At 51.3% G+C, this 26,148-nt stretch carries 25 protein-coding genes and 1 riboswitch; of the genes, 10 read left to right on the top strand and 15 right to left on the bottom strand.

The features are described 5' to 3' along the window. The first annotated feature begins 7 nt into the window (after positions 1-7). The 3 genes from ACETK5_RS00565 (at position 8) to ACETK5_RS00555 (ending at position 2,341) form a co-directional block, all read left to right on the top strand. Complete coding sequence (locus ACETK5_RS00565) at positions 8-622, top strand: pyridoxamine 5'-phosphate oxidase family protein (RefSeq protein ID WP_326114139.1); 615 nt, start codon at positions 8-10, stop codon at positions 620-622. Positions 623-747: 125 nt separating this feature from the next. Continuing rightward, entirely contained in the window at positions 748-2,046 is a 1,299-nt protein-coding gene (locus ACETK5_RS00560; RefSeq protein ID WP_394054100.1) for an aminotransferase class I/II-fold pyridoxal phosphate-dependent enzyme, read from the top strand. Positions 2,047-2,218: 172 nt separating this feature from the next. Further along, on the top strand, positions 2,219-2,341 hold the full coding sequence (locus ACETK5_RS00555; protein ID WP_009592125.1) for a hypothetical protein: 123 nt from the start codon (positions 2,219-2,221) through the stop codon (positions 2,339-2,341). Between the two features lie 130 nt (positions 2,342-2,471). Here the strand turns inward: ACETK5_RS00555 and ACETK5_RS00550 are convergent, their stop codons facing one another. From ACETK5_RS00550 to ACETK5_RS00535, 4 genes are all read right to left on the bottom strand, one after another. Then, complete coding sequence (locus tag ACETK5_RS00550; RefSeq protein ID WP_394054099.1) at positions 2,472-3,692, bottom strand: ABC transporter permease; 1,221 nt, start codon at positions 3,690-3,692, stop codon at positions 2,472-2,474. Then, complete coding sequence (locus ACETK5_RS00545; protein ID WP_100539205.1) at positions 3,689-4,441, bottom strand: ABC transporter ATP-binding protein; 753 nt, start codon at positions 4,439-4,441, stop codon at positions 3,689-3,691. Before ACETK5_RS00545 ends, ACETK5_RS00550 begins: the two co-directional genes overlap by 4 nt. A 116-nt stretch (positions 4,442-4,557) precedes the next feature. Continuing rightward, entirely contained in the window at positions 4,558-5,904 is a 1,347-nt protein-coding gene (locus ACETK5_RS00540; protein WP_394054098.1) for a DEAD/DEAH box helicase, read from the bottom strand. Between the two features lie 258 nt (positions 5,905-6,162). Then, a complete protein-coding gene (locus tag ACETK5_RS00535; protein ID WP_394057297.1) occupies positions 6,163-7,047 on the bottom strand; it encodes a LysR family transcriptional regulator in 885 nt (294 codons plus the stop codon). Between the two features lie 209 nt (positions 7,048-7,256). On the opposite strand from ACETK5_RS00535, the gene ACETK5_RS00530 reads away from it, so the two are divergent. After that, a complete protein-coding gene (locus ACETK5_RS00530) occupies positions 7,257-8,537 on the top strand; it encodes an adenylosuccinate synthase (RefSeq protein WP_326117967.1) in 1,281 nt (426 codons plus the stop codon). Here the strand turns inward: ACETK5_RS00530 and ACETK5_RS00525 are convergent. Further along, positions 8,524-9,276 carry an alpha/beta fold hydrolase gene (locus tag ACETK5_RS00525; RefSeq protein WP_394054097.1) on the bottom strand — a complete coding sequence of 251 codons (753 nt, stop codon included), beginning with the start codon at positions 9,274-9,276 and terminating at the stop codon, positions 8,524-8,526. The two genes, ACETK5_RS00530 and ACETK5_RS00525, sit on opposite strands and share 14 nt — an antisense overlap. A gap of 148 nt (positions 9,277-9,424) precedes the next feature. Between ACETK5_RS00525 and ACETK5_RS00520 the strand changes: the two genes are divergently transcribed. Together ACETK5_RS00520 and ACETK5_RS00515 are read left to right on the top strand one after the other, a co-directional pair. Next, positions 9,425-10,366: a helix-turn-helix transcriptional regulator gene (locus ACETK5_RS00520; RefSeq protein ID WP_394054096.1), complete on the top strand. Its 942-nt coding sequence runs from the start codon at positions 9,425-9,427 to the stop codon at positions 10,364-10,366. A gap of 45 nt (positions 10,367-10,411) precedes the next feature. Next, the gene (locus ACETK5_RS00515) at positions 10,412-11,245 is read left to right on the top strand and encodes a nucleotidyltransferase domain-containing protein (RefSeq protein WP_394054095.1); all 834 of its coding nucleotides are present in this window, start codon (positions 10,412-10,414) and stop codon (positions 11,243-11,245) included. Positions 11,246-11,256: 11 nt separating this feature from the next. Here ACETK5_RS00515 and ACETK5_RS00510 read toward each other — a convergent pair whose 3' ends face one another. Beyond that, on the bottom strand, positions 11,257-12,030 hold the full coding sequence (locus ACETK5_RS00510) for an SDR family NAD(P)-dependent oxidoreductase (RefSeq protein ID WP_394054094.1): 774 nt from the start codon (positions 12,028-12,030) through the stop codon (positions 11,257-11,259). A 90-nt stretch (positions 12,031-12,120) separates the two neighbouring features. Next, the gene (locus tag ACETK5_RS00505; protein WP_071222422.1) at positions 12,121-12,579 is read right to left on the bottom strand and encodes a chemotaxis protein CheX; all 459 of its coding nucleotides are present in this window, start codon (positions 12,577-12,579) and stop codon (positions 12,121-12,123) included. Between the two features lie 418 nt (positions 12,580-12,997). Here ACETK5_RS00505 and ACETK5_RS00500 point away from each other — a divergent pair, with 418 nt between their 5' ends. Both ACETK5_RS00500 and ACETK5_RS00495 read left to right on the top strand, forming a co-directional pair. Further along, entirely contained in the window at positions 12,998-13,900 is a 903-nt protein-coding gene (locus ACETK5_RS00500) for a LysR family transcriptional regulator (RefSeq protein ID WP_071222421.1), read from the top strand. Between the two features lie 53 nt (positions 13,901-13,953). Further along, a complete protein-coding gene (locus ACETK5_RS00495) occupies positions 13,954-14,763 on the top strand; it encodes a histidinol-phosphatase (protein WP_100539213.1) in 810 nt (269 codons plus the stop codon). Positions 14,764-14,995: 232 nt separating this feature from the next. Here ACETK5_RS00495 and ACETK5_RS00490 read toward each other — a convergent pair whose 3' ends face one another. Continuing rightward, positions 14,996-15,904: a metallophosphoesterase gene (locus ACETK5_RS00490; protein ID WP_394054093.1), complete on the bottom strand. Its 909-nt coding sequence runs from the start codon at positions 15,902-15,904 to the stop codon at positions 14,996-14,998. Positions 15,905-16,001: 97 nt separating this feature from the next. Between ACETK5_RS00490 and ACETK5_RS00485 the strand changes: the two genes are divergently transcribed. Further along, positions 16,002-17,381, top strand: coding sequence for an aldehyde dehydrogenase (locus tag ACETK5_RS00485; protein WP_394054092.1), 1,380 nt, complete (start codon positions 16,002-16,004; stop codon positions 17,379-17,381). Positions 17,382-17,453: 72 nt separating this feature from the next. On the opposite strand, the gene ACETK5_RS00480 is transcribed toward ACETK5_RS00485, so the two are convergent. From ACETK5_RS00480 to ACETK5_RS00460, 5 genes are all read right to left on the bottom strand, one after another. Next, positions 17,454-18,140: a potassium channel family protein gene (locus ACETK5_RS00480; protein WP_100539216.1), complete on the bottom strand. Its 687-nt coding sequence runs from the start codon at positions 18,138-18,140 to the stop codon at positions 17,454-17,456. A 216-nt stretch (positions 18,141-18,356) separates the two neighbouring features. Next, positions 18,357-19,157, bottom strand: coding sequence for an AAC(3) family N-acetyltransferase (locus ACETK5_RS00475; RefSeq protein WP_326114128.1), 801 nt, complete (start codon positions 19,155-19,157; stop codon positions 18,357-18,359). A 114-nt stretch (positions 19,158-19,271) separates the two neighbouring features. Next, positions 19,272-20,036, bottom strand: a complete 765-nt coding sequence (sdhB, locus tag ACETK5_RS00470; protein WP_076324823.1) for a succinate dehydrogenase iron-sulfur subunit — start codon at positions 20,034-20,036, stop codon at positions 19,272-19,274. 19 nt (positions 20,037-20,055) lie between these two features. Beyond that, the gene (sdhA, locus tag ACETK5_RS00465; RefSeq protein WP_076324824.1) at positions 20,056-21,798 is read right to left on the bottom strand and encodes a succinate dehydrogenase flavoprotein subunit; all 1,743 of its coding nucleotides are present in this window, start codon (positions 21,796-21,798) and stop codon (positions 20,056-20,058) included. A gap of 16 nt (positions 21,799-21,814) precedes the next feature. Next, positions 21,815-22,483, bottom strand: a complete 669-nt coding sequence (locus ACETK5_RS00460; protein ID WP_100539217.1) for a succinate dehydrogenase cytochrome b558 subunit — start codon at positions 22,481-22,483, stop codon at positions 21,815-21,817. A 348-nt stretch (positions 22,484-22,831) separates the two neighbouring features. Here ACETK5_RS00460 and ACETK5_RS00455 point away from each other — a divergent pair, with 348 nt between their 5' ends. Then, the gene (locus ACETK5_RS00455) at positions 22,832-23,749 is read left to right on the top strand and encodes a LysR family transcriptional regulator (protein ID WP_100539218.1); all 918 of its coding nucleotides are present in this window, start codon (positions 22,832-22,834) and stop codon (positions 23,747-23,749) included. A 33-nt stretch (positions 23,750-23,782) separates the two neighbouring features. Here ACETK5_RS00455 and ACETK5_RS00450 read toward each other — a convergent pair whose 3' ends face one another. Beyond that, positions 23,783-24,457 (bottom strand): potassium channel family protein, encoded by a 675-nt coding sequence (locus ACETK5_RS00450; RefSeq protein ID WP_009592874.1) that lies wholly within the window; start codon positions 24,455-24,457, stop codon positions 23,783-23,785. A gap of 16 nt (positions 24,458-24,473) precedes the next feature. Further along, a complete protein-coding gene (locus tag ACETK5_RS00445) occupies positions 24,474-25,814 on the bottom strand; it encodes a TrkH family potassium uptake protein (protein WP_326114127.1) in 1,341 nt (446 codons plus the stop codon). A 64-nt stretch (positions 25,815-25,878) separates the two neighbouring features. Continuing rightward, positions 25,879-26,023: riboswitch (cyclic di-AMP (ydaO/yuaA leader) on the bottom strand. Positions 26,024-26,148 lie beyond the last annotated feature (125 nt).

The raw sequence follows: 26,148 nt of genomic DNA, 5'->3' as shown, positions 1-26,148 counted from the left end.
TTTAATCATGAGAAGAGACGAATTTGCGATGGAGGATCAACAAGAAATCGAGGATTTCCTCAGCGGCATGAGCTTTGGTTTCCTTGGAACAGCCGATGAAGAGGGAATCCCTCGTGTAACGCCATTGAACTTTGCCTATGTTAACGGAGCGTTCTATTTTCACGGCAGCCGGATGGGTGAAAAAATGGATCATCTGCGCCGGACGCCCGCCGTGTGCTTTACCATAGCTGACGAGTATGCACTGATCCCTTCCTATTTCTCCGATCCGGAGATGGCCTGCCCGGCCACGGCCTACTTCAAAAGCGTAACGGCGATCGGCGAGGTGGTGATCGTGGATGATCTGGAGGAAAAGGCGCTTGCGATGGAGGCACTGATGACAAAGCTGCAGCCTGAAGGCGGATACCGCACCATTGACGCGAGTGACCGGGCTTATATCCCCAGACTGAAAGGGGTAGCGGTCATCAAGCTCGCTCCGCAGCGAATGAGCGCCAAGTTCAAGTTCGGCCAGAACCTGAAGCCGGATCGGCTCCAGGCCGTCGTCGAAAGGCTTGAATGCCGCGGCAAAGAGCGGGATGAAGAAACCGCCGGGCTGATATGCAAGTATCATCCTGGACCGCGTTAAAGCATTACAATTATCCGTGACGGTTCCCGGGGTAGGTGGTATAATGTTAGGCAATGAAAACGTAAAGGCAACTTGTCACCTGCTCTTGCCTTAACCAAAAGTATTCGGAAGGAAGGAATCAGTTCATGAACCCATTGGTTGGTCAATTGAATGGAAAAATGCAAGCCGGCAATCCGCATGTGTACGACATGCTCTCCACACTCGGCAAAGAAATCTACTTCCCGAAAGAAGGCATCCTGAGCCAGTCTGCGGAAGCGACGAGCCATGCGAAAAAATATAACGCTACGATCGGTATTGCAACCGAAGGCGGAGTCCCGATGCATCTGGGCGTCATCCAAGACAAACTTTCGGCTTACCAGCCGAAGGATCTGTATCCGTATGCCCCTCCGGCAGGCAAGCCGGAGCTGCGCTCCGTATGGCGAAACAAGATGATTCAGGAGAACCCTTCGCTCGAAGGCAAGAGTTTCAGCAATCCCATCGTCACGAATGCGCTGACGCATGGTCTTAGCATCGTAGCCGATTTATTCGTGGATGAAGGAGACGCCGTTATTTATCCCGATAAAAATTGGGAGAATTATGAGCTGACATTCGGCATTCGCCGCCATGGCATTCATGTAACCTATCCTCTCTTTACGGACGATATGAAATTTAACGCCGATGGACTTCGTCAGGCTCTGCTAAGCCAGAAGGATAAAGGCAAAGCGGTCGTGCTGCTGAACTTCCCGAACAACCCGACAGGCTATACGCCTGGCGCTCAGGAAGGAGCCGCCATCGTGTCCGCAATCCAGGAGGCGGCCGAAGCCGGCATTAATATTGTCGTCGTTACGGATGATGCGTATTTCGGATTGTTCTTCGAAGATTCGTTGAAGGAATCGCTATTCGGACGTCTGGCAGGCCTTCACCCTCGCGTGCTTCCTGTAAAGGTCGACGGTGCGACCAAGGAAGAATTCGTATGGGGATTCCGTGTCGGCTTTATCACGTTTGCGGCAGATAATAAAGACGTGCTGGACGCATTGGAGCAGAAAACGCTCGGCATGATCCGGGCCACGATATCCAGCGCCTCCCACCCTTCGCAAACCTTTGTTCTGGAGGCGCTGAAGGCGCCGGAATTCCACGAGCAGAAGGAAGAGAAATTCGTTATTATGAAAGGCCGAGCCAACAAAGTGAAGTCCATTCTCGACAGCGGCAAATACGGTGATGCCTGGGAATATTATCCCTTCAACTCCGGCTACTTCATGTGCCTGAAGCTGAACACGGTAAACGCCGAGGAGCTCCGTTCCCATCTCATCCATGAGTATGGCGTAGGAACCATCGCCCTTGGCGAGCATGATCTCCGGATCGCCTTCTCTTGTATTGACGAGGAGTATTTGGAGGATCTGTTCGACCTGGTCTATAAAGGGATTCAAGACCTGCAGAAAGCTTAATGATCCACTGCATCTGACAGATATAACCGTTCAAGCATATAAAGACCGGGAAGAACCATCCCCGGTCTTTATTTTTTCTTCTGCCCTATATAAACGCTCGCCCATACACATAGACGATTAGCTACATACAATACCGTGTACTACAAATCAACGAACCGAAAGGGGAATGAACATGGGTGCAGTTGAAGAAGTAAGACACGGCGGATACGGCGGATACGGCGGTGGATACGGAGTTGGAGCAATCCTGGTTCTCTTTATCCTGCTCGTTATCATCACTCGTTCTTTCTGGGTGTAATGACAACTAGATAACAGCCGAACAGAAATCGCAGGTCGCCACACCACGCACTGCGATTTCTGCAAACGGAATAACCCATACTATAATGATAATAGAAGGCCGGGGCGTTAACGTCCCGGCCTCTTCCCATCTATTCGTCGTCATCGTCTTCACGCCGGCTCTTCCGGGCAGCAGCGCTTCGAAACAGAAACACAAGCACGATACCTGCAGCCAGCGTACCCAATATACGTCCGGGGGCACTAAGGATGCTCGGAATCAGTGGGAGCCACAGCAGCACAGCCCAGAACAGCTGCACCTGGAAGATCAGCCTCCCTTCATTGTCGCGGCGCGTTCCTTCCGGAAGCGGATAGACATGCAGCCAGAACGATTCCGGGTGAAGCTTTCGCAGTGCAGACAACTGAAGTCCGATGATCATCAGGCTGACCAGATACACAATCGCCGATACCAGACTATCCCGGGTTGCCCATACAAGAAAAGCACCCAGCAGTCCGACCCGAATCAGTATGCCCAGAATATCACTGCGTGTCAGGCTCTTAATGAGAAGAAAGCGATAGGCGCTTTCCTTCTTCCACGCCAATCCCTTTCCCCATCCGGAGAGCCATTTTCGCGCATGGACACGCTGCCCACGCTGAGGCACATTCACGAACCAGCTCAGCACCATCATCACCCGGCTCGCCTGTCTCTCCTCGACGGCGATTAATCGTTCCCAAGCGACCAGATGCTTGACGGGTACGGACAAGGCGGCAACATACGTGATGCCAAGCAGCGCCATGAATAGGAGGGCACGGCCCGTTGGATGCCATAACCAGGCGGCTAAGCTCAGCGCCGGAACGATCCAGCGGAGTACCCGGTAGGCTGCTGCCGCGTTCCTTGACACCATAAGCTGCTCCTTCCAGCTGCCGAAGCTGGACAACAGTTTAAACAGCGTCAGCACAACAAACGTAGCCAGCAGCGGTTTTGGCGAAACATCGCTGCGTATGTATAGAGGCCATAGGATTAACATCACCAGTCCTAAGCCGATGATTTTATATATGACGCCGCTGAACCATGCTGTACTGAAGTATTCCTTCATCCGGGATTCCTGCGGAATGAGAAACACCGTATCGGCCGGACGCAGATATGTGCGGATGCTGCTGTTGATCATGAGGGGCACAAGGAAAATCATCATGATCCAGCGAATCGGCAGATCCGGCGGGATTTGCTGCAGTAGTGCGGTGTACCAGGCAGCGAATGCAATCAGCAGAAACAGAAATACGACGGCTACCCCGCTCTGTATGACATAACCCAGATAGGGGAAAATTTCACCCCAGAACTGCCCGCGTCGTTTGACATACAGCTCACGCAGATTCATTCGCCTTTACCGTCCTGAATCAGCACATTAAACAGTTCCTCCAGCGACATGCCCGGTCTCCCGGCTTGATCCTGAATTTCCTTCAGCGTCCCCTGAGCAATGATGCTGCCGCGGTGCAGCACGATGAACCGGTCGCAATAATTCTCAATCGTGGAGAGAATGTGGGAGCTTAGCAATACCGAAGCGCCGGATGCCTTCAGCTCCAGCATGAAGTCAAGCAGCGAACGTATCCCAAGCGGATCAAGCCCAAGAAAGGGCTCGTCAATGATGTACAGGGACGGTCTGGCTACGAATGCGCACATGATCATCACTTTTTGGCGCATCCCCTTGGACAAATGCGTGGACAGGCTGTCCATCTTCTCTTCCATACGGAACATCTTCGACAGCTGCTCCGAACGTGCCTCATAATCTTCACGGGATACGCCATAGGAGCGCGCCGTAAATTCCAGATGCTCGCGTACTGTCATCTCCTCATACAGCAGCGGGGATTCGGGAACAAACGCCAAGGCGCCGTGATAGGCTTCCGAATGCTCTGTCCGGCTCTTTCCTTGAACCTGAATGCTCCCTTTTTGCGGATTCATCAGCCCGAGAATATGCTTCATCGTGGTACTCTTGCCCGCACCGTTCAGGCCGATCAAACCCACCATCTCACCCGGTTCAACCTGAAAGGTTACGTCATGCAGAACCGGTCGGTTCATGCTATACCCGCCGCTTAATCCTTGAACAGACAATACCGGCTGTTCACTCATTATCGATCACCTCTTATTCTGAAAAGTCCGGTCCCTATGATGTCGACCACATCCGTTGAATCGGACCCGAAAACAACATATCGGTTGCAAACCCTCGTTTATGGAGCTTACAGCCATTAGCTCCGAGGAGGCTTGTTCTTCAACCATTTCGGAGCGCCCTTGTTCTTGCGGTCCCGCTCCCTTTCACTCTGACGCTCACCTGATGCCTTTCCGCTTCCCGCCTTTCCATTGGCGCTGGTGGAAGCAGGCTTTCGGGCTGGTTTCTCTCTTCGGGCAGGACCTCCGGCTGACCCACTTGGGCCATGTCCTCGATTCTCTGGTGTAGAACGCGGGGATCTAACCTTCCCGCCATAAAGAGCACGTTCTTCAATCGATATGCCCAGCTCGCGATTGAACTTGCGCATGATGAACGTCTGACGATCCGTTACAAGCGTTATCGCCATGCCGCTCCGTCCCATGCGTCCAGTACGTCCCGCGCGGTGCGTATAATGCTCGGCATCAATAGGCGGATCGTAATTGATCACCATGCCGAGCCCTTCGATATCAAGTCCGCGGGCAGCGACATCGCTAGCCACTAAGAGCTTGGTACGCCCTTCTCTAAACGCATTCAGAACCCGGCTTCTAGTCATCTTGTCAGCATCACCATAGATGGCAGCCGCATTTAAGCCGAGGTAGTTTAACTTCGCTTCAACCTCTGCCAAATCCTCGGTGGCATTGACGAAGACAATTGCACGGTCGGGATTGTAATGCCGGACCACGCGGCGCAGCATGTCCAATTTGTCACGCTCTTCCGTCACAAAATAATAATGCTCCAGCGCGGACGGCGTCCGCTGCTCCGGATCGATTCCGATTTCGACCGGCTGATCCATCTCCTTCTTGACGAGCTCCGCCGTCTCCGGACTCACCGTGGCGGATAAGAATACCAATTGACGGTCACGTAATGCACTGCGCAGAATGCGATCCACATCGCCGGCGCCGCCCAAATTAAACACCTGATCCACCTCGTCCACTACGATCGTGGTCACTTGGTGCATCTTCAGTTTCCGGATTTCGATCAATTCCCGCACTCGTCCCGGTGTCCCTACAATCAGCTGCGGATGCAGCTTAAGCTTCTCGATCTGACGCTTGGCCGCGGCACCGCCGATGAGTCCGAGCACACCGATTCCGCGGGCTTCTCCGTAACGCTCGCTCTCTCTCACAATCTGTACGGCAAGCTCTTGCGTCGGCGCAAGAATCAATTTCTGGGCTCCCTTGATCTCCGGATCGATGCCCTGAAGCACAGGCAGCAAATAGGCAAGCGTCTTTCCTGTGCCTGTCTGGGAAGTTGCAAGCACGTCCTTGCCTTCGAGTATGGGCGGAATCGCCTCAGCCTGAACGGGAGAAGGCGTGACAATGCCAAACTCCGTTAATCTGGAGGACAAATCCTCGGCTATTCCTAATGTATGAAATGTAGTTGCAGTCATATGTTAGTCCATCCTTTTTTTAGATATCAGAAGTCTATCATTCCAAAGCGCGTCTGCCTGATATCGCTAGAAAAACCTTCCGATACATGTGGTTTGTTTACTTTTATAGTGGTGGTAGCAGGCGTGTTTCCTAACCAGTCTTGTTCGTCCTTTTTCATTATATGCCAAAACAGGAGTCCTCACCAAATCAAACATCCTAAACGGCAGTGAACAGCACTTCATACAGGGCCATTCGAATAGGCACGGTCACCCGTCTGTTTAAGGCAAAAGAGAAAGAAACGACTTGGCGGCAGAAGATAGCGGAATACCCCGAAGCGTTGCAATTCCTATGCTGCGCTCGGGAATCGGCGGATGGAGCGGCACCTCGATCAGCTGACCTGCTTGCAATTCCTCGTTAGCATAGTCGCGGATGACAAAAGCCAATCCAAAGCCGCTCCGGGCAAACTGAACCAGCAGCTCAATGCTGCCCAGCTCGAACTCGGGTTTGAGCGTGACGCCCTGCAGCTCGGCATATTGATCGACATACATTCTTGTGCTCCCGCCCCTCTCCAGCATAAGCAGCGGGTAGTTCTGGATATCACGCAGGGACAACGGGTGCTGTAACTGGGTCCGTTCCGCAAATGACTTACCGGCAACTAAGCAATCATGGATCGGGGAACTGGCCCGAAAATCGATTTGTTTATCGGAAGCCGGTAAATGAACGATGCCAAAATCAATCTTCCCTTCCTTGAGAAGGGTCAACGTTTCCGGGGTTGTGCGGTTGGAGATATGGATGCGAATATCCGGATAGGTGGCGTGGAAATACTCCAAATACGGCAGCAAGTAATACTTGCACAGCGTATCGCTTGCTCCAATATTGATTTCGCCGCTATGCAAATTATGCATGTCCGCAATCGCCTTCTCCCCGATCTCGATAAAGCTGAAGGCCTGCTCGATATAGCGAAACAGCACATCACCCTCCGACGTGAGTTTAACACCCTTGGTTGTCCGAAAGAACAGTGGTCCTCCGATCGTTCCCTCCAAATGCTTAATGGTATGGCTGACGGCCGGCTGGGTGATATGCAGATGTTCCGCTGCCCTCGATAAACTGCCGAGCCGTGCAGTCCAATAAAAGACACGATACCACTCCATATTGATTTCCATCATGATGACCTCGATTTTATCGAATAATAACGGGAACCTTTATTGAAAGATCAACTTAGAATTCATCCGTTATCCGTATTCTTCTCTACAGAATCGTATAACATAAATGAAACTAATGTCTACTATTACTAATATCAATTTTATTTATGATAATTTTACTCATATAATGAGCCCTGTAAAAGAAAAAGACCGTAGGAGGCGAACACGTTTTGACAGTCACAGCCATAGTAGGAGCCAATTGGGGAGATGAAGGCAAAGGAAAAATGACGGATGTTCTTGCCGCGCAATCGTCGTATGTCGTTCGATTTCAGGGAGGAAGCAATGCAGGGCACACCATTATTAACGATTTTGGCAAGTTTTCGCTGCATATGCTGCCGTCAGGTGTATTCTATCCAAACGTAACGAATATCATCGGTCCAGGAACGGCTTTGGATATGGAGGTATTGATCAAGGAGCTGCAGGAGCTGGAAGCAAGAAATGTCCCCGCCCCCAAACTGTTTATATCGGAGCGCGCCCAAGTCGTGCTTCCGATTCATCGGCTGCTGGATGAACTGGAAGAGGAACGGCTCGGTGCCCGGGGATTCGGTTCTACGAAACGCGGGATCGCACCATTCTATGCGGATAAATATGCAAAACTGGGCATTCAGGTCGCCGATCTGTTCCACCCCGAGCGACTTCGTGAACGGCTCGAGCAGATGCTCGCCATCAAGAACGTGCAGCTGCAGCATCTGTACGGGAGAAATCCGCTAAGTGTTGATGAGATGGTCAAGCAACTGTTGGAGTCCTTCCAGTTCCTGTCTTCGTATATCGAGGATACCACCACGCTGCTGCAGCAAGCTTATATGAAAGGAGATCCTATCCTCGTAGAGGGCCAATTAGGGGCACTGCGGGACCCGGATCACGGGATCTACCCGTTCTCCACCTCCTCCTCCACGCTGGCAGGTTATGCGCCGGTCGGAGCAGGACTGCCGCCGTACGCCATCAGCCAAGTCATTGCTGTGGTTAAGGCTTATTCAAGCTGTGTCGGCGCTGGCCCTTTCGTGACCGAGCTGCATGGAGATGAAGCGGAGGAACTCCGCCGCCTTGGCGGCGATGCAGGCGAATACGGGGCTACGACCGGCCGGCCGAGACGAATGGGATGGTTTGATACGGTAGCCACCCGTTACGGCTGCATGGTGCAGGGAGCTACCGAAGCCGTTCTCACCAACCTTGACGTCCTGGGGTATCTGGATGACATTCCCGTCTGCGTTGGCTACGAGTTAGAGGACGGAAGCATCATCGACCATTTTCCGGTAACGGCCGATCTGCAGTCTGCCAAGCCTGTTCTGAGAACACTGAAGGGCTGGACGTGCGACCTGTCGCACATCCGATCCTTTGACGAGCTCCCGGAAGCCGCACAGCAATACGTGCAGTTCATTGAATCATCCATTGGCGTTCCCATTAAGACAATTTCCGTCGGACCAAGACGGGATCAGATTATGATGAGATAACCGGGTAACGCCTGGCTTTCAGTTGATTTACGAAGCCTTCCAGAATCCGCTGGACTCCACGGGGATCACTCAGCATAGGCAGATGGCCGGTGCTAAGGCTCTCCACCCCATCGGCAATCAGATTGGCTATCATGCTTTCCTGCACGGATAATCCGAACTCTTTGTCTTGGGTGAGCTTCACATAAAGCTTCGGCACATCGGGAATAGACGCTTGAACGCGATCCGTATAGACTTTGCGGGATTCCGGAACAAACTCCGCTACGATTCGGGAGGCCTGCTCCTCCGGCAAATCACTGCACAGCCCAGTACGGATTGCGAATTCAGGCGGCTTCGTGCCTGCCGTTCTTAAGATGATCGGCATGATGACCCTTTGGGGAAACGGAAGCGCCGAAACAAACGAACCGCCGCGCTTAGGAATGGCCGCACCGATGGCAACAAAGCCGGCAACACGGTCGCCTAACCGGGATGCCAGTTCCATAGCCAAAACCCCGCCCAGGGAATGGGCCACAATGACAAACTTGTTCGTCCCCCACGCTCTCACCTGCTCGGTCATATGGTTTACGTAATCCTCCAGCCCCAAATGATGTCCGGAAATCACATTCCGATCCCGCAACGGGTATTCCACTTTCAGACACGGATGACTCAGCCCTTCCACCACGAAATCCCATATTCCTCCGTTCAATCCTGCTCCATAAATAAAAACAAATCCCAGCTCTTCTTTTAACATTTCTTGTTTCATTCTATCTTCTCCTCCCATAATGGACCCCGTTCCAAGGATTCAGCGTGAACCCTTGCTTCTTGAGAACATCATATCGTTTAAATAAGACAAATATTGTCTTATTTAAAGAATAAGATAAAATAAATGATACAGAGACGGAGGTTTGCCCATGCAAAAATCACAGCGCCTGATTCAATTAATGATGATGATCAATGCAAAAAAATCGTTTACCGTAAAAGAGCTGGCCGATGAATTCGGTCTCTCCGTCAGAACCCTTTCAAGAGATTTGGATGAGCTGAGCGGGCTCGGCGTTCCCATCTACTCTGTGCAAGGTCGGGGCGGCGGCTACAGATTGCTGCAGGAGCGGATGCTGCCGCCGATCAGTTTTACGGAAAGCGAAGCGATCGCCATCTTTTTTGCCTGCCAATCCCTAAGCTATTTCAGCACGCTGCCATTCGGTGACGGAGCCACCACGGCGCTCCACAAGTTCTATCATTATTTGCCGGCAGATACCAAGGAGGAGATCGATCGTCTTAAGGATCGCGTTATGATTCACAGTCCATTCCGTGCGATGTCCACCGAGATTTTACAAACGCTAATGGAAGCCGTCATGGTTCGGCAAGCGGTCACCATCTCCTATCGATCATCCGCCGGAAGCAGCCAGCGGCATATTCAGCCAATCGGTTTGTATGCTAGCTCGGGCTACTGGTATTGTCCGGCCTACTGCTTCACTCAAGAGGATATCAGACAGTTCAGAGTCGACCGGATCCTTGCGGCCAGTCCCAATGCGTCCATAGCAATCCGTGAAGATATCGCCAGCCAAACGCTTCGTGACATACCGGAAAACCGGGATGGGGAAATGAAGCCGTTTGAGGTACAATTAACTTCTAAAGGGGTTTGGCTGCTTGAAACGGATACTCGCCTCGGTCCCCATATCCATAAATACAAGGATGGCAGCGGAGTCGTTCAGCTTGAAATACCAGCGAACGACGTCATCTTCTATTCGGACTATGTGTGGCGTCTCGGAGAGGAAGCAACCATCCTCTCGCCAGCTGAAGCGGTTCAATGGACCCGGGAGAAAATTGAATCCATGAGGCTAAGGTATACATAAGGGGAGATCGATTCCGTATGAAACATATAAAGGAGGAGAACATGCATGACTTCACAAGTAGATCGTTTGATTCAACGGATAACGGAAGAACTTCGGGAGTTTCCCGGCGTTATAGGGGTCGTACTCGGGGGATCCAGAGCCAGAGGAACCGCCAAACCGGATTCCGATATCGATATCGGCATTTATTACGATGAATCACAAGGATTCAAGGTGGAGAACATCGCTAGGGTGGCACAGAAATTAGATGACGAGCATCGGGATGGGATTATCACTTCATTAGGCGAATGGGGTGCCTGGGTTAACGGGGGAGGATGGTTAGTGATCGAGGGTTATCATGTGGATTTCTTATTCCGTGATGTACACCGCGTGTCCAGCATCATCGACGACGGTTCCGCAGGCTTGGTGTCAGCCCATTACCAAACCGGACATCCGCATGCCTATCTGAATGTGATGTATATGGGGGAACTTGCGATTTGTCGTATACTCTCAGATTCGGATAACCGAATACAGACCTTGAAAGCCAAAACGGCTCCCTATCCAAAAGCATTAAAGGATGCGATGGTCGGCTTCTTTACCTTCGAAGCATCCTTCTCCTTGATGCTTGCGGATAAAACAGCTGCCAGCGATGATATCACTTATGTTACCGGTCACTGCTTCCGCTGCATTTCGTGCTTGAATCAAGTGCTGTTTGCCAAAAATGAGTTGTACTGCATCAATGAGAAGCGTGCGGTAGCCATGATCGAAACCTTTCCCATCAAGCCGGCAAATTACAAGCAACGCTTGGACCAGGTAATCACACTGCTCTCATCCGATACAGAAAAAACAAAACAAGCCACTGCACTGCTTCAGGAGCTTGTTGCCGAAACCGAAGCGTTGTAGCGCCGCAGCCGTTATTTCTTATTCATCCATTTGTAAGACACGCGGTCGGCAAACCTCGGAAACAGTTGGTACAGCCTTATGCCCAATGAGGCCAGCCTCGGAAGATTGAGTTCTTCCTTGCGCTTTTTCACCAGCTTCACGACCTGATCCGCAACATACTCGGCCTTCATCATAAACCAGCTCACATTGTTGACATAACCGCCTGTCGGATCTGCCAAGGAAAAGAACGGGGTATCAATGGGGCCAGGGTTTACAGTAGATACGGTTATGCCCGTGTTCCGCAGCTCCTGCCGGAGTGAATTGCTGAACCCAAGCACGGCATGCTTGGTGGCCGAATAGGCGGTGGATTTGGCCGTTCCGATTTTTCCGGCCATGGACGCAATGTTGACGATTTGGCCGTCCCCCCGCTTCAGCATCCCCGGCAGCACAGCTTGCGTACAGCGCACGATGCCCATATAATTGACGTCCATCATGTCCTGAAACTCTTCTTGACGCATGTCCATAATAGCTTCGAACTTGCCGTAGCCGGCATTGTTAATCAGCACGTCGATTCTGCCATGGCGGCTAAGAAGGCCTTCCATGACAGACTGCACCTGCTCGGGGCTCTGAACATCCATGGTTGCAAGCTCATGGGGGCTTGGTATTCGTGCACCCACCTCCTGCAGACGTTCTGCCGAACGGGCGCACAGAACCACGTATGCTCCTTCCGCAGAAAGCTTCTCCGCGATCAAGGCGCCGATTCCGCTGGATGCTCCCGTAACGACGATAACTTTATTTTTCAGCATGATTTCATATCCCTTTCTTCGCCGGACAGCTCTTGATTTCTTATCATTAAAGAGCCTTCATACACGGCCATTGGGTTCGGTACTCCTATTTTATGAAATCATGACTTGAATATCCAGCTCTCCGATTCCTTCCATTCTCAGCGGAATACAAAGTGCCTTCTTCTGAATAAGACTGGATGTGCTATCCGACTTCATGACTTTGGGAGGCGTAATATCCACGCTGACGCCCTGGTTCGATAAAATGGTGCTGGCATTGCCGCTGATCATGTTGCCGAGCTCCGATATCGCGCTTTGTCCCATCTCATCCATCTCGGTAATGACATAGCCGCCCATCATCACCGATACCATCTGCAGGGCTACCTGCTCCTGAATTCCAAATACAATGTCACCGTTCATTTGGCCTGTCATGCCGATTTGGATCCAGATATGATTCTCCAAATATCCGATCTCTTTGACCCCAAGATTCCCCGTGGAAGGTGAAACCTGTATGACTTGTTCGATCACGTGTCGTGCGGACTCTAAAAAAGGATTGATGACTTCCGCTTTCATTCCTCATTACGCCCCTTTCACTGGGTTGTTGGTCAGGGTCCCAAAGTCCCACCTATATATTTAAACATTATAATGGATACCTTGTAATAAATCATCACAAAATAGCGACAGCCCTCATTCCAACAACTGTCCTGCCATGTCAGCTATCGCTTGAAACGCTTTAGTACGAAGATAATCCTTTCGCTTAAACGGGCCTTTGGTCTCACCTTTTTTCTATGTCTACTTTACTATTATCGGAAGGTTTCCCCATCTTTTAATAATAATTAAATGGAAATTAAAATATTTTTCATCTTTTTATCCGAAAACCGCTATGTTTTCCCCCTTCGTTGCTCCACCGGGAAGAATAACCTATAATTTAAATCATACAGATTGCACGCGATAGATGAGCGGAAGAATATATCAAGTAAGGAGGAAGGCTATGAACATCAGCCAATTGGAAACGCTTATTACCATCTCCAAAACGATGAGCTTTCGCAAAGCGGGAGAGCTTCTTAATCTGACACAACCGGCGGTATCCGCCCAGATCAAGAGCCTGGAGGAAGAATTTAAAACGGTGCTGGTGGACCGGAGTCAGCCCGTGACGTTAACCGACCGGGGTCAGGTCTTCGTGGACCATGCCGAACAGATCCTCGGGATCGTGGATGAGCTGAAGCAGCGGCTATCCGATCTTGATCAAACTCCCCAGGGCCATATTCAGCTGGGTACAACCACTTCCATAGCGATTCAGATCCTGCCACGGGTACTTTCCTACTTCCAGGATCAATTCCCTCACATTAAAACAACCATTCAATCCATGGCCTCTTCACAAATCTACCACAGCGTGGAGAACGGGCTCATCGACATCGGGATCGGCTATCTGATCGAGCGGAATCCCAACTTAAGCACATCCATTCTGTACTACGATACCTTTGAGCTTGTCGTATCCCCTCAGCATCCGCTAGCCAAACTCTCCACAGCAAGCATGGATGTGCTGGGCGGAACCCCTCTCATTCTGCTAACGCGTGACACCGTCGGCCGCCGCTTCGCAGATGACGTGATGAAGAAACACGGCATTGAGCCGCAGGTTGTCATGGAACTGTCAAGCAGTGAAGAAATTAAACGGATGGTCGAGATCAATTTGGGCGCAGCGATTATATCGAAGCAGTCCGTGGCGACGGAGCTGCGCAACGGCACCCTGCAGATTGTTCCCCTGAGCGAGCTTGAAGTCAGCCACCCTGTCGGCGTAATCTATAAGAGCGGACGATACGTCAGCTCCGCTATGCGTCAATTCCTCAGTGATTTGAAAGGCATGCCCGAGACACAGTTCATCAGCAGCGAATAACGCTTCATCCATCCTAGAATAATAACCAATCAAGCGATATGAAGGAGGTCAACATGAAATTTGATCTGCACACCCATCATTTCCGCTGCGGCCACGCAGACGGCAACATTCGAGATTATATCGAGGCTGCGATTGCGGCAGATTTACAGGTGATTGGAATCTCGGACCACACTCCATACTTCGGGAGCCCGGAAGAGCAGCCCTTTCCGGCCATCTCCATGGCCAAAGCGGATTTTGCGGGGTACGTACAAGAAGTTCTGGACTTAAAGCGGGAATATGAAGGGAAAATCAAAGTCCTGCTGGGCATTGAATCCGATTATTTTCCGAATCATGCCCAGGTTTATCAGCAGGCGTTAACGGCCTACCCTTTTGACTACATCATCGGCTCCATCCATCACGTCAGGGATGTCAGCATCTTCAACAAAAACCGCTGGAAGAAACTGACCCAGCAGCAGCAGGTTGCCGATAAAGAGGAATACTTCAATCTGATCCGCCAATCCGCACGAAGCGGAATGTTCCAGATCATCGCCCATATGGATGCCATGAAGGGTAATTATCCGCTGTTCTCCGAAATCAAGGCCGACGAGGCGATCGAGGAAACCTTGAAAGTCATCGCGGAATCGGGCCTGGCAATCGAGATCAACACTTCCGGAAAAACCAAGCTGTGCGGGGGCTGGTATCCATCGGGCGCCATCTTGGAGGTCGCGCATCATCACGGCGTTGACGTCACCTTCGGCTCCGACGCCCACAAACCGTCACGGGTCGGAGATGAATTTGACGAAGTGGCCAAAGTGCTCAAAGAAATCGGATACACGGAATGGGTATACTTCGAACAAAAACAGAAGGTGACCGTACCTCTTTAATGGGGTACACCTCCTTCTGTTTTTTGTATTTACATAGGAAGCACAGCAAAATAGGCAAAAAAAAGTGGACCCGTTACCGGGTCCAAAACATAATATATATTCTCAAAAGGGGGTCATGTGATAAGTTTAACCCGCGGCTGTTAGAGTTTGATAACAGGTATATTTCATTTGTGTAACAAATTCCAAGTGATCCTATCATCTTGAAATATTCAGATCATATCGTTCATTCCCCTCATGCCATAGAGCGCAAGGTGAGCACGGTAAGCTCCGGTTTGCATAAGAAACGAAAAGGCAGCTGCGTCGTGCCGATTCCCCTGTTTACATAAAGCAGCATGCCTTGCGAGCCGATGGTATATAGACCTTGCACATAACGCTTTGCACCGGGCGGCGTGATCACCTCGCCCACCCAGGGCAAACGGATCTGGCCCCCATGGCTGTGTCCCGACAGCTGGAGATGGAATGAATAGGCTGCCGTTGTGTCTGCATAATCCGGCTCGTGCATCAGCAGCAGCTTGAACATCCCGTCGGGTAAATCCTGAATGGCTGCTTCCGGATCCGGCTGGCCCCAGAAAACATCGTCCAAACCTGCCACAGCGATGACGGCACCATCCCGCCTCAGCTTCACGGCGGTGTTCCGCAGCACCTGAAATCCTGCCTCTTCCTCCAGTGAGATCAGTGTCTCCACGTCCCCGTAATCATGGTTACCCAATATGGAAAATAAGCCGAGAGGGGCTTTCAGCTCGGTGAACGGTTGAATGGCATCCCTCATATCCTCTGTATTGCCGTCCACCATATCCCCTGTGAAACAGATCATGTCCGGTTGCTCGTGTTGAATGGCCTGTACCACACGGGCCACGTCTTTTACCCCGGTGTGAAAGCCCAGATGCATATCGCTAAACTGAACGATCTTCGTCCCATCAAAAGCCTTAGGCAGTGAAGGAAGCGCCAAAGTCAGTCTTTTAACGTCCAATTGATGAGGCTCCCATAAAGATGCGTAAGCCCCGCCTGCAACGCCAACGCCGACCACGGCGGAAACACCGATCTTCAGAAATTGGCGTCTCGACATCTTCGTCTGCATGACTTCTCGCTTTGCCCCGTCATGGGCTTTGTCATGGGGAGCTGCCGAGGATGGATTTCTCATAGGTGGACATCCTCCTATATAATAATAAAAGAGTATAAGTTTTAACGGCCTTACGGTTATTCATATATATGGAATAGCAAGGGAAAGGGGTTTATGTATGACTGTTAACGATTCGATCGCTGCATTAGTTTCAGCTCAGCGGCATTTTTTTCATAAAGACATCACCAAGGAAGTGGATTTCCGTCTGCAGCAGCTGACCAGGCTGCGCCAAGTTCTGATTGCCAGGGAAAACGATATCATCGAGGCCCTTCGCAAAGACTTGAACAAAAGTGAGCAGGAAGCCTTCACGACCGAGATCGGGATTGTCTACAAGGAGCTTTCCTTTATCATAAAAAATCTGAAGCGTTGGGCCAAGCCGCAGCGAGTCAAAACCGCATTGACGCATATAGGCAGCAAGGGAATGGTCTACGCTGAACCCTACGGAACGGTATTGATTATTGCTCCCTGGAATTATCCTTGGCAATTGGCCATCTCTCCGCTGATCGGAGCTTTGGCCGCCGGGAACACCGCGATTGTAAAACCCTCCGAGCTGACACCCAACGTATCCGGACTCATTACGTCCATCATCACGGAGACGTTTGAGCCGCAATACGTGGCTTCGGTGGAGGGAGGACCTGAGGTAAGCACGAGCCTGCTGGAGCAGCCGATGGATTATATATTCTTTACCGGCAGTACCCATGTCGGCAAAATCGTCATGGAAGCCGCCGCCAAGCAGTTGATCCCGGTGACGCTAGAGCTTGGAGGCAAAAGCCCCTGTATCGTCCACGAGGATGCCCCCCTGGCCCTGGCGGCTTCACGTATCGCATTCGGCAAATATACAAATGCCGGCCAAACCTGCGTTGCGCCGGATTATGTACTTGTACACAGCAAGGTGAAGGAGAAGTTCATCGCGCACCTGAAAGACGCCATCACTTCGTTCTACGGCGAGAACCCCCTAACCAATCCCGACTATGGGCGCATTGTTTCGGAGAAGCATTTTGACCGGCTGTCCGGATTTCTGAACAACGGAACCCTGCGCCATGGCGGCAGCATCTCAAAGGAACGTTTGCTCATCGAGCCCACCGTGCTGGACGATATCACTTTTGATATGCCGGTCATGGAAGAAGAGATTTTCGGCCCGCTGTGTCCGATCCTGACTTATGATGATGTACACGAAGCTGTCCAAGCGATTCATCGCCGTCCCAAGCCGCTGGCGCTTTACCTGTTCACAGAGAATGAAGATGTTCAGGATTACGTACTCTCCTCGGTTTCTTTTGGCGGGGGATGTGTCAACGATACGCTGATGCATCTGGCCACTCCCTTTCTTCCATTCGGGGGTGTCGGCGAGAGCGGGATGGGCGCCTACCACGGGGAATACAGCTTCCATACCTTCTCCCATAAGAAGAGTGTGCTCAAGCAGACTAACCGATTCGATTTTAAATTCCGCTACCCTTCCAAGAACGGGCTAAGCATTCTGAAAAAGCTGATGAAACCGTAGCTTTAACTAAGACTTCGCTCACTTGCCCATTTGAACAAATAATAAAGGCGCATCGTCAAAGATGCGCCTCTTTTACATGGATGAATGCTTTCTCCGATGCGGCTTATTGGCCTTGGACTTCTCTTCGCTGCCAGTCACATCCAAGCCGTCATCGCCGGGTGTGAAAATCCGGCGCAGCGTTCCCAGCATGGACAGCGCATACGCAACGGTAATGAAACTGAAGGCAATCTCCAACACCACGACAAGCCGTGACGTATTATCGACTGGGGCTACATCGCCATACCCGACGGTGACAAACGTCGCCATGCTGAAATACAGGAAGGTAATGAACTGGCTCAGCAAATCCTGGCCGATATTCTCGCCTTCGAAGGAAGTGCCTCCGAACAGCTTATAGATCGACATATACACCATCGTGAAAAACAAAACGCACATTCCCGCGGCCGTGCTGATCCGAACCAGGGTTGTTTTCATATCAACATGCCGATGGACGGAGTCTGCAATCTTGTCGAATATGTACAGCACATAGAAAATAACGGAGCATAATGCAAACAACAAGATCAGAGCACGCATGCCGCCTTCTCCGGGCACCACGTTCATCAGATCGATCCACCCCAGCAAATCTTCAACCGATACCAGGACATAAATGAGCAGTGGAGCAAGCAGCAAAGGCCTGCTGGACCACTTCTTGTCCATACTGTAGAACAAATATATCAACAACAGGAAGCCCGTCAAATTGAGCAGCCACATCCACCATGACATCTTCAAGTCCCTCCTTTGGCTTGAGGCCTGAAACTGCAGGCCGTACCATTACATCTTTATTACCCTTGTAACGGTATTTATGCACCTGGAGGTCGCTGGTAGTTGGCCCTTGCTCATTTAAATAAACGTTCATGCCCAACTGAATTTCATGTTAAAAATAGCGTGCCAAAACACCTACAGCGTGTCGAACGAAAGCCGTCCAGCATGCGCTAGCATCTAACGGTTCTTCTCCAACCACTGCACGGCATGGTCCACCATGGCCCTTTGTTCTGCCAACACACAGCCCGCCTTTCCTATACGGCCATGCTTGTATGCATCGGGGCATTGCGCTTCAAACGAGGCGCCAATCGCTTCAAAATCGTCGGAATGATAGTTGATATCCTGGAATGCCTCCCACTCGGTTGCGCCCTGCACCCTGCGTACTGGGGCGTGGGCGGTTACCACCTCCTTCCCTCCCCAATCCGCGCGGTATTCGCTAAGGTGGAAGGAAGTATTATTGCCATAGCTACTACCCAGCATAAGCACGTAGGCCCCCGCTTCGTATAAGCGTGCCAGCGGCGAGGCATCTCCCAAGCCGTAATCTAGCAGATGGGAGTGCATAAGTGCCTTCGCGTCCCTGCCGCGTGCTGCAAACGAAACATGGGGATGAAGGCTTCGAATGACCCCTTCTTGCTTACGGAACACTTCCGGTATGATCCCCATCCCTGTTGTGACGGTCAGATCCGGATCATAGGGAGGCATGTCCTCGCGGATCAAATCCCACCATTTCGGGTCGGCCGGAGGATTTCCCCATGTCTTCGGGTCGGTTAAGTTCGCAGACTGGGTCGGCATCACCAGCGTCCCTTCATCGCCCAGTACGTCTTCCAGGGCCAGTATAACCGCTTCCGGACCGCCAACAATCCATCCGCCCACGCTCTTAAGCGAGGAATGGACCAGCAGAGTCATTCCCTTCCGTACGCCCAGAGCGACCAGGTCATCGCTTATATCCTTTATCGTAATCGGTCTTTCGCTGATCAAGTGACTCACCTCAAATTCAATTTAAAAACACATCATTCCTATCATATAACAAAAAAAAGCGCCTGTACCGAAGTCATGCCCCGGTCAGACGCCTTGGTGTTGAAGCTAAACCGATTAAACGCCAAGCCAGCGCTTAAACAGGTGTTTGGTTGTATCCTTGTTCATTTCCGCAATGGACGTCGTCAGCGGAATGCCCTTCGGACAAGAACGCACGCAGTTCTGCGAGTTGCCGCAGCCCTCAATGCCTCCGTCCTGCATGAGCGCTTCCAGACGCTCTTCCTTGTTCATCTCACCTGTCGGGTGAGCATTGAACAAGCGAACTTGGGAAATAGCGGCGGGTCCGATAAAGTCCGTTTTTTCGTTGACGTTTGGGCAAGCTTCAAGACATACGCCGCATGTCATGCATTTGGACAGCTCGTAAGCCCACTGACGCTTCTTCTCAGCCATTTTAGGTCCAGGGCCAAGGTCGTAGGTGCCATCGATCGGAATCCACGCCTTGACGCGCTTGAGCGCCGTGAACATGCGGCTGCGGTCAATCACCAAGTCTCTTACAACCGGGAATGTCTTCATCGGCTGAATCCGGATCGGCTGTTCCAGCTTATCGATCAGTGCCGCACACGCTTGGCGCGGTTTGCCGTTAATGACCATGGAGCAAGCTCCGCACACTTCTTCCAGGCAGTTGGAGTCCCAGCATACAGGTGCGGTCGTTTGGCCCTGTGCATTTTTGGGATTGCGCTGAATTTCCATCAGCGCACTAATGACGTTCATGCCGGGACGGTACGGAATTTCGAATTCCTCAGTATAGGATTTCGTCTCCGGATTGTCCTGACGTGTAATGATAAACTTAACGCTCTTTGAGGCGGCTGCCGTTTGAGACATCGTAAATCCCCCTTCCTTCTTACTTGTCTTTCGAATAGTCGCGAATACGCGGCGGGATTAAGGAAACATCCACTTCTTCATATGAAATCTGCGGTCCATCAGGCGTCCAGGTTGCTTTGGTTGTCTTGAGGAACTCCTCATCGTTACGATCAGGGAAATCCGGCTTGTAGTGAGCGCCACGGCTTTCGTTCCGGAGAAGCGCGCCCAGCGTCATGGCCTCGGACAGCTCCAGCATGTTCCACAGCTGACGCGTGAACGCCACGCCCTGGTTGTTCCAGCGGGAGGTATCCGTCATATTGATATTGCGGTAACGCTGCTTCAATTCCTTGATTTTGCCGATGGTAGCTTCAAGCTTGTCATTGTAGCGAACCACCGTCATGTTGTTGGTCATCCATTCGCCGAGCTCTTTATGGATCACATAGGCATTCTCGGTTCCTTCCATCTTGAGCAGGCCTTCGTATTTGGTCGTTTGCTCTTTCGCTACGCGATCAAATACCGTGGAGGAAACATCCTCAGCTGACTTCTTCAGACCTTTGACATATTCAATCGCCTTCGGTCCGGCCACCATACCGCCGTAAATGGCGGAGACCAGAGAGTTCGCTCCCAGACGGTTCGCACCGTGATATTGATACTCGCATTCTCCGGCTGCAAACAGCCCTGGAATGTTCGTCATTTGGTTGTAATCGACCCACATGCCGCCCATGGAATAATGGACTGCCGGGAAGATCTTCATTGGAATTTTACGCGGATCGTCGCCCATGAATTTCTCATAAATTTCGATGATACCGCCAAGCTTCACATCCAGCTCTTTCGGATCTTTATGGGAGAGATCCAGGTAGACCATGTTCTCGCCATTGATGCCAAGTCCCATATCGACGCAGACGGAGAAGATTTCACGCGTAGCGATGTCGCGCGGCACCAGGTTTCCGTAAGCAGGGTATTTCTCTTCGAGGAAATACCAGGGCTTGCCGTCTTTATAGGTCCAGATCCGTCCGCCTTCACCGCGTGCCGATTCCGACATCAAGCGGAGCTTGTCATCGCCTGGAATGGCTGTCGGGTGAATCTGGATGAACTCGCCGTTGGCATAATGAACGCCTTGCTGATAAACGGCACTGGCCGCTGTTCCCGTGTTGATCACCGAGTTGGTCGTTTTTCCGAAAATAATACCAGGACCACCGCTTGCAAGAATGACGGCTTCAGCTTTGAACGCCTTGATCTCCATCGAGCGCAGATCCTGGGCAGCGATACCGCGGCACACGCCTTCGTCGTCGATGATCGCATTCAGGAACTCCCAGTTCTCGTACTTGGTCACAAGACCCGCGGTTTCCCAGCGGCGAACCTGCTCGTCAAGCGCATACAGCAGCTGTTGTCCGGTCGTTGCGCCGGCGAATGCGGTCCGGTGACGCTTCGTTCCGCCGAAACGGCGGAAATCAAGCAGGCCTTCCGGCGTACGGTTAAACATAACGCCCATGCGGTCCATCAAGTGGATAATGCCCGGAGCCGCTTCACACATCGCTTTGACTGGAGGCTGATTCGCAAGGAAGTCGCCGCCGTACACCGTATCGTCAAAGTGCTCCCAAGGAGAGTCACCCTCACCTTTCGTATTAACGGCTCCATTGATGCCGCCTTGCGCACACACGGAGTGAGAGCGTTTAACAGGTACAAGCGAGAATAGATGAACGTGAGCTCCTGCTTCGGCCGCTTTGATGGTTGCCATCAGCCCGGCGAGGCCACCGCCCACTACAATAATATTAGATGCCATTTTTCGTTCACTCCCCTTAACTTAAGACTGTCTTAACTACATCGATCGCTGCTGTCGCCGCCTGGAATTCGGAACTGCGGAATGCTGTCATAGCCAGAACGAACAGCAAGCTCATCACTACGAACAAGCCCATGCAGATGTAAGTGGATACCTTCTGCGCGCGTGGACCGACGGTGATGCCCCAGCTAACGAGGAACGCCCACAGGCCGTTTGTAAAGTGGAAGGCTGCCGAAACAACGCCGATGACGTACAGAGTAAACAGAATCGGATTGTTCATGATGCCGTGCATCGTGGCGCCCAAATCGTCATGCGTGATTTTGCCGATCATGATTTGGAAACGCGTATCGTACATATGCCAGATAACAAAAACGAACGTAATAACACCGGTGATCCGTTGGATGGTGAAGCGGATGTTCCGTTCATAGTTGTAATTGCCCACGTTGTTATTCGCCTGGTAAGCGATGTATAACCCGTAGACACCGTGATATAGCAGTGGCAGCCAGATCAGGAACAGCTCGAGGAAAAAAATCAACGGCATGCTGTTCAAAAAATGGACCGCGCTCGCGAAGCCTTCCTTTCCACCCTCGAAAGCCTTAAAGTTGGAAATCATATGGCTGAGCAAAAATGCCCCAAGCGGTATGACACCGAGTAAAGAATGCAGCTTTCTGGAATAATACCCTTTCATCAGTTGACGTTCCCCTTTCCAATGTGCAGCGTTTTCATTTTCAATCTTTCCTATTTTCAGAACAATTACACTTGCCCTGTCCTAAAGAAGGTTGTTCAAAAAGCCCGCTTTTGATCACGAAGTGAATCAGGAAGCCATTCGGCATCTAAACCGACCTTTATGAACACGCATTAACCGTTGCAACGACAAAAAGCTGCCTATTTCGGCATTCGTGTGAACAACTTGTGTCATGTTTCATGTTACTCCTTTTTTTCTTATAATGGAATTGCAATATAATTATTAATCGTTATAATCTATACGCATAAGCAATGTTTTGCACGCATGTCTATTTTATATAGGAGGAATTCCATGTTCGAAGAACTGGACATGTTCGCCGTCGTCGTAGAGCAATCCAGCATAAACCAAGCCTCCAAGCTGCTTAACTTGTCACAGCCAGCCCTGTCCCGAAAAATAGCCAAGCTGGAGGATCAGCTCGGGCTGCAGCTGTTCAACCGCCGGGGCAAACGACTGGAGCTTACCTCCATCGGGCAGATTGTGTACACTTTTGCCTTGGAGCAGAGACAGCAGCAGATCAAATTCATGCAGACTCTGGCCCATTACCGGGAGGGAGATCAGATCTCGATCAACCTGGGCGCCAGTCTGACCACCCTTCAGACTACCTTGCCCCCGCTGGTCAATGCCTTCATGGAGCGTCATCCGGCAGCGGAAATCAAGCTGATCACCGGCAAGACCCATGAAATCGTATCTTATGTAAGGGATAAACGGGTCGATGTCGGCATTGTCGCCTCCTCCATCAACCAGCCGGGCTTGAACTGCATCCCGCTGTTTGATGACCATCTGGAGCTTGTCATCCCGTCCTCACATCCGCTGGCGGAAATCGAGGATGTTGGCATCGAGCAGCTTCAAGGCTTGCCGATGATCATTTTCTCGACCGGAACCTGGTACCGCAAGCTGACGGATGACCTGTTCCACCGCTGGGGTATTATGCCGGATATCCGGATGGAGATCGACTCCTTCGAAGCGATTGTCAGGCTCATCCCGACCTGCAAGGCGGCCGCGCTGCTGCCCAAATCCTATCTGAGGCCGCAGCTGTTGTCCGATAACGGGCTTGTTGACATTCATATTCCGGCACTCATTGAAACCCGGCGAACGACTTCGCTGATCTACGGCCAGGCCTCGGAGCTGAGCAAGGCGGCCAGCCGCTGGATTGACGAAACGGAAATTCTGTTCCGTAAGCTCGAAGAGGATAAAATGAAGAAAACCTGACGGATATAAGGTCGTCAGGTTTTTCTTCTATATTTATTTTTCCAGCATATTCACGACCTCAGACTCAAAGCGATCCACATTATCATTGGACCCGATAACCACCATAATGTCGCCGGAGTTCACCACATCCATGGCTGTCGGGGCTACGATAATGCCGGATTGTTTATTCAGGGCCACCACGCTGACACCGTAGCGAACCCTCGTATTGAGCTCACTAAGCGTTTTTCCGTCCATGCAGTCCGTGACCGTCATCTCCACAATCAGATAGTCCTTGGATAATTCGATATAGTCGAGCAGGTTGGGCGTGACAAGCTGATGGGCTACCCGAATCCCCATATCCCGTTCCGGAAAGATCACCCGGTCCACGCCCAGCTTCTCCAGTGCCCGGCCGTGCAGCACCGAAATTGCCTTGGCAACGACCATGGCAACACCAAGCTCTTTCAACAAGATGGCAGATAAGATACTCATCTGAATATCGTTTCCGATCGCAACAATCCCGCAGTCGAAGTTACGGATACCGAGCGATTTAAGCACCTCTTCATCCGTAGCATCCGCCACCACCGTGTGCGTCAGCAGCTCGCTCATATCCTCGACGACCTCTTCATTGCGGTCGATGCCGAGCACCTCATATCCCTGTTCCATCAGCTCAAGCGCCAGGCTGGCGCCAAATCGTCCCAAACCGATGATTGCAAATTGCTTTGGTTTCATGTCTCTCCTGTACTCCTTATCCAATAATCATTTTGCCTTCCGGATGACGATATAATTCTTTACCCTTTTTCGGCCCCAGTGCATAAGCAAGCGTCAAAGGCCCCAATCGCCCTGCAAACATCGTAATGCTGATCAATACCTTCCCAAACACCGTCAGATCAGGCGTTAAGCCCATGGAGAGACCCACCGTACCGAAGGCGGACGTCGTTTCGAAGAGGATCTCCAAGAAGTCCCCTTCCTCTGTCGTCGACAGAATCATCGATACGGTTAGAACGAGCAGCAGGGCCAGTAATGCAATGGTCAGTGCCTTCAGCACCCGCTCCTGGGCCAGGCGATACCGGAACATGACGATGTCTTCACGCCCGCGCATCATGGCGATGACCGCCCCCACCATAATGGTGAAGGTTGTGGTTTTGATACCGCCCCCGGTTGAACCTGGGGATGCTCCGATAAACATCAGAATCACGATAAAAAATTGCGTGGCCTGTCTAAGCCCCGTAATATCTATAGTATTCGCGCCGGCTGTACGCGGCGTTACGGATTGGAATAACGCGCCGAAGAATTTTCCGCCCCAATTCAGGGAGCCGAGCGTCCTCGGATTGGTGAATTCGAATATAAGAATGACGATAAATCCAACCAGCAGCAGGGTAGCCGTCATGGTGAGCACCACTTTGGAGTGCAAGGAAAGTCTCCGCTGTTTCCGGAAATCAATCAGATCGGATAGGACGATAAATCCAATGCCGCCTGAGACAATCAAAAACATCACGACAACGTTGACTACAGGATCGTAGACATACCCGGTCAAACTCCGAAAATCACCAAACAAATCGAAACCGGCGTTGTTAAACATCGTGACCGCATGAAAGACACCGTAATAAATCGCCTGGCCAAGCGGCATATCGAACGCCCAACGAATCGATAGAATGACAGCGCCGCAGGCCTCGATGATGAGGGAGTACAGCAGCACTCTGCGAATCAGCCTTACGATTCCTTCCATCGAGGACTGATTCATCGCTTCCTGCAGAATGAGACGATCCTTGAGCGATATGCGCCTTTTGAGAGCCAAGGCAAATAAAGTGGCCATCGTCATGAAGCCGAGCCCGCCGATCTGGATCAGCAGCATGATCACGACTTCTCCGAAGGAACTGAATGTCGTTCCTGTATCCACCACAACCAGCCCCGTTACGCAAGTTGCCGATGTCGAAGTGAACAAGGCATCGATAAACTCAAGCGGTTCACCCGTACTTGTGGAAATCGGCAGCATTAGCAGCGCCGTCCCGATGAAGATAATAGCTGCAAACCCAAGCACGAGAATCTGCGGCGGAGACAGCCTGAGCCAGTTAAATTTAGAGTTCAATCGGTCACCTTCTTAAAAAAAATCAAGAAAAAAAGACACTGGAAAACGCAGTGCCCTTACGGTCTGGTTCCTGTGCTGCAGCCTACGAGGTTAGCTGACGGATTCGGGCATTTCCACAGGTCGCCCTATTCATTATTCTAGGAATAATGAAATTCACCCCAATTACATGGTTCCCCCATTTTCAGTACGAAATTCGGCTGGAATATTCGGTTCCTTGAAGCATGATGTGATTATAACGCAATCCGGTACGTAACCCAATGCCGTTTTTCACCCAAAAAATCTTTAAAAGAACGCGAATTGGGCATATTCAAGAATACAAGCATAGGGTTCTCTA

It is taken from the genome of Paenibacillus ilasis (assembly GCF_043195395.1).
GTDB classification, from domain to species: Bacteria; Bacillota; Bacilli; order Paenibacillales; family Paenibacillaceae; genus Paenibacillus_AQ; species Paenibacillus_AQ lautus.
This window is presented reverse-complemented; position numbering and strand designations above follow the sequence as displayed.

What these genes read in the sequence shown, in the direction of transcription:
- ACETK5_RS00565 (WP_326114139.1), top strand. Translation starts at nt 8, where the DNA reads ATGAGAAGAGACGAATTTGCGATGGAGGATCAACAAGAAATCGAGGAT.
- ACETK5_RS00560 (WP_394054100.1), top strand. Translation starts at nt 748, where the DNA reads ATGAACCCATTGGTTGGTCAATTGAATGGAAAAATGCAAGCCGGCAAT.
- ACETK5_RS00555 (WP_009592125.1), top strand. Translation starts at nt 2,219, where the DNA reads ATGGGTGCAGTTGAAGAAGTAAGACACGGCGGATACGGCGGATACGGC.
- ACETK5_RS00550 (WP_394054099.1), bottom strand. Translation starts at nt 3,692, where the DNA reads ATGAATCTGCGTGAGCTGTATGTCAAACGACGCGGGCAGTTCTGGGGT.
- ACETK5_RS00545 (WP_100539205.1), bottom strand. Translation starts at nt 4,441, where the DNA reads ATGAGTGAACAGCCGGTATTGTCTGTTCAAGGATTAAGCGGCGGGTAT.
- ACETK5_RS00540 (WP_394054098.1), bottom strand. Translation starts at nt 5,904, where the DNA reads ATGACTGCAACTACATTTCATACATTAGGAATAGCCGAGGATTTGTCC.
- ACETK5_RS00535 (WP_394057297.1), bottom strand. Translation starts at nt 7,047, where the DNA reads ATGGAAATCAATATGGAGTGGTATCGTGTCTTTTATTGGACTGCACGG.
- ACETK5_RS00525 (WP_394054097.1), bottom strand. Translation starts at nt 9,276, where the DNA reads ATGAAACAAGAAATGTTAAAAGAAGAGCTGGGATTTGTTTTTATTTAT.
- ACETK5_RS00520 (WP_394054096.1), top strand. Translation starts at nt 9,425, where the DNA reads ATGCAAAAATCACAGCGCCTGATTCAATTAATGATGATGATCAATGCA.
- ACETK5_RS00515 (WP_394054095.1), top strand. Translation starts at nt 10,412, where the DNA reads ATGACTTCACAAGTAGATCGTTTGATTCAACGGATAACGGAAGAACTT.
- ACETK5_RS00510 (WP_394054094.1), bottom strand. Translation starts at nt 12,030, where the DNA reads ATGCTGAAAAATAAAGTTATCGTCGTTACGGGAGCATCCAGCGGAATC.
- ACETK5_RS00505 (WP_071222422.1), bottom strand. Translation starts at nt 12,579, where the DNA reads ATGAAAGCGGAAGTCATCAATCCTTTTTTAGAGTCCGCACGACACGTG.
- ACETK5_RS00500 (WP_071222421.1), top strand. Translation starts at nt 12,998, where the DNA reads ATGAACATCAGCCAATTGGAAACGCTTATTACCATCTCCAAAACGATG.
- ACETK5_RS00495 (WP_100539213.1), top strand. Translation starts at nt 13,954, where the DNA reads ATGAAATTTGATCTGCACACCCATCATTTCCGCTGCGGCCACGCAGAC.
- ACETK5_RS00490 (WP_394054093.1), bottom strand. Translation starts at nt 15,904, where the DNA reads ATGAGAAATCCATCCTCGGCAGCTCCCCATGACAAAGCCCATGACGGG.
- ACETK5_RS00485 (WP_394054092.1), top strand. Translation starts at nt 16,002, where the DNA reads ATGACTGTTAACGATTCGATCGCTGCATTAGTTTCAGCTCAGCGGCAT.
- ACETK5_RS00480 (WP_100539216.1), bottom strand. Translation starts at nt 18,140, where the DNA reads ATGTCATGGTGGATGTGGCTGCTCAATTTGACGGGCTTCCTGTTGTTG.
- sdhB (WP_076324823.1), bottom strand. Translation starts at nt 20,036, where the DNA reads ATGTCTCAAACGGCAGCCGCCTCAAAGAGCGTTAAGTTTATCATTACA.
- sdhA (WP_076324824.1), bottom strand. Translation starts at nt 21,798, where the DNA reads ATGGCATCTAATATTATTGTAGTGGGCGGTGGCCTCGCCGGGCTGATG.
- ACETK5_RS00460 (WP_100539217.1), bottom strand. Translation starts at nt 22,483, where the DNA reads ATGAAAGGGTATTATTCCAGAAAGCTGCATTCTTTACTCGGTGTCATA.
- ACETK5_RS00455 (WP_100539218.1), top strand. Translation starts at nt 22,832, where the DNA reads ATGTTCGAAGAACTGGACATGTTCGCCGTCGTCGTAGAGCAATCCAGC.
- ACETK5_RS00450 (WP_009592874.1), bottom strand. Translation starts at nt 24,457, where the DNA reads ATGAAACCAAAGCAATTTGCAATCATCGGTTTGGGACGATTTGGCGCC.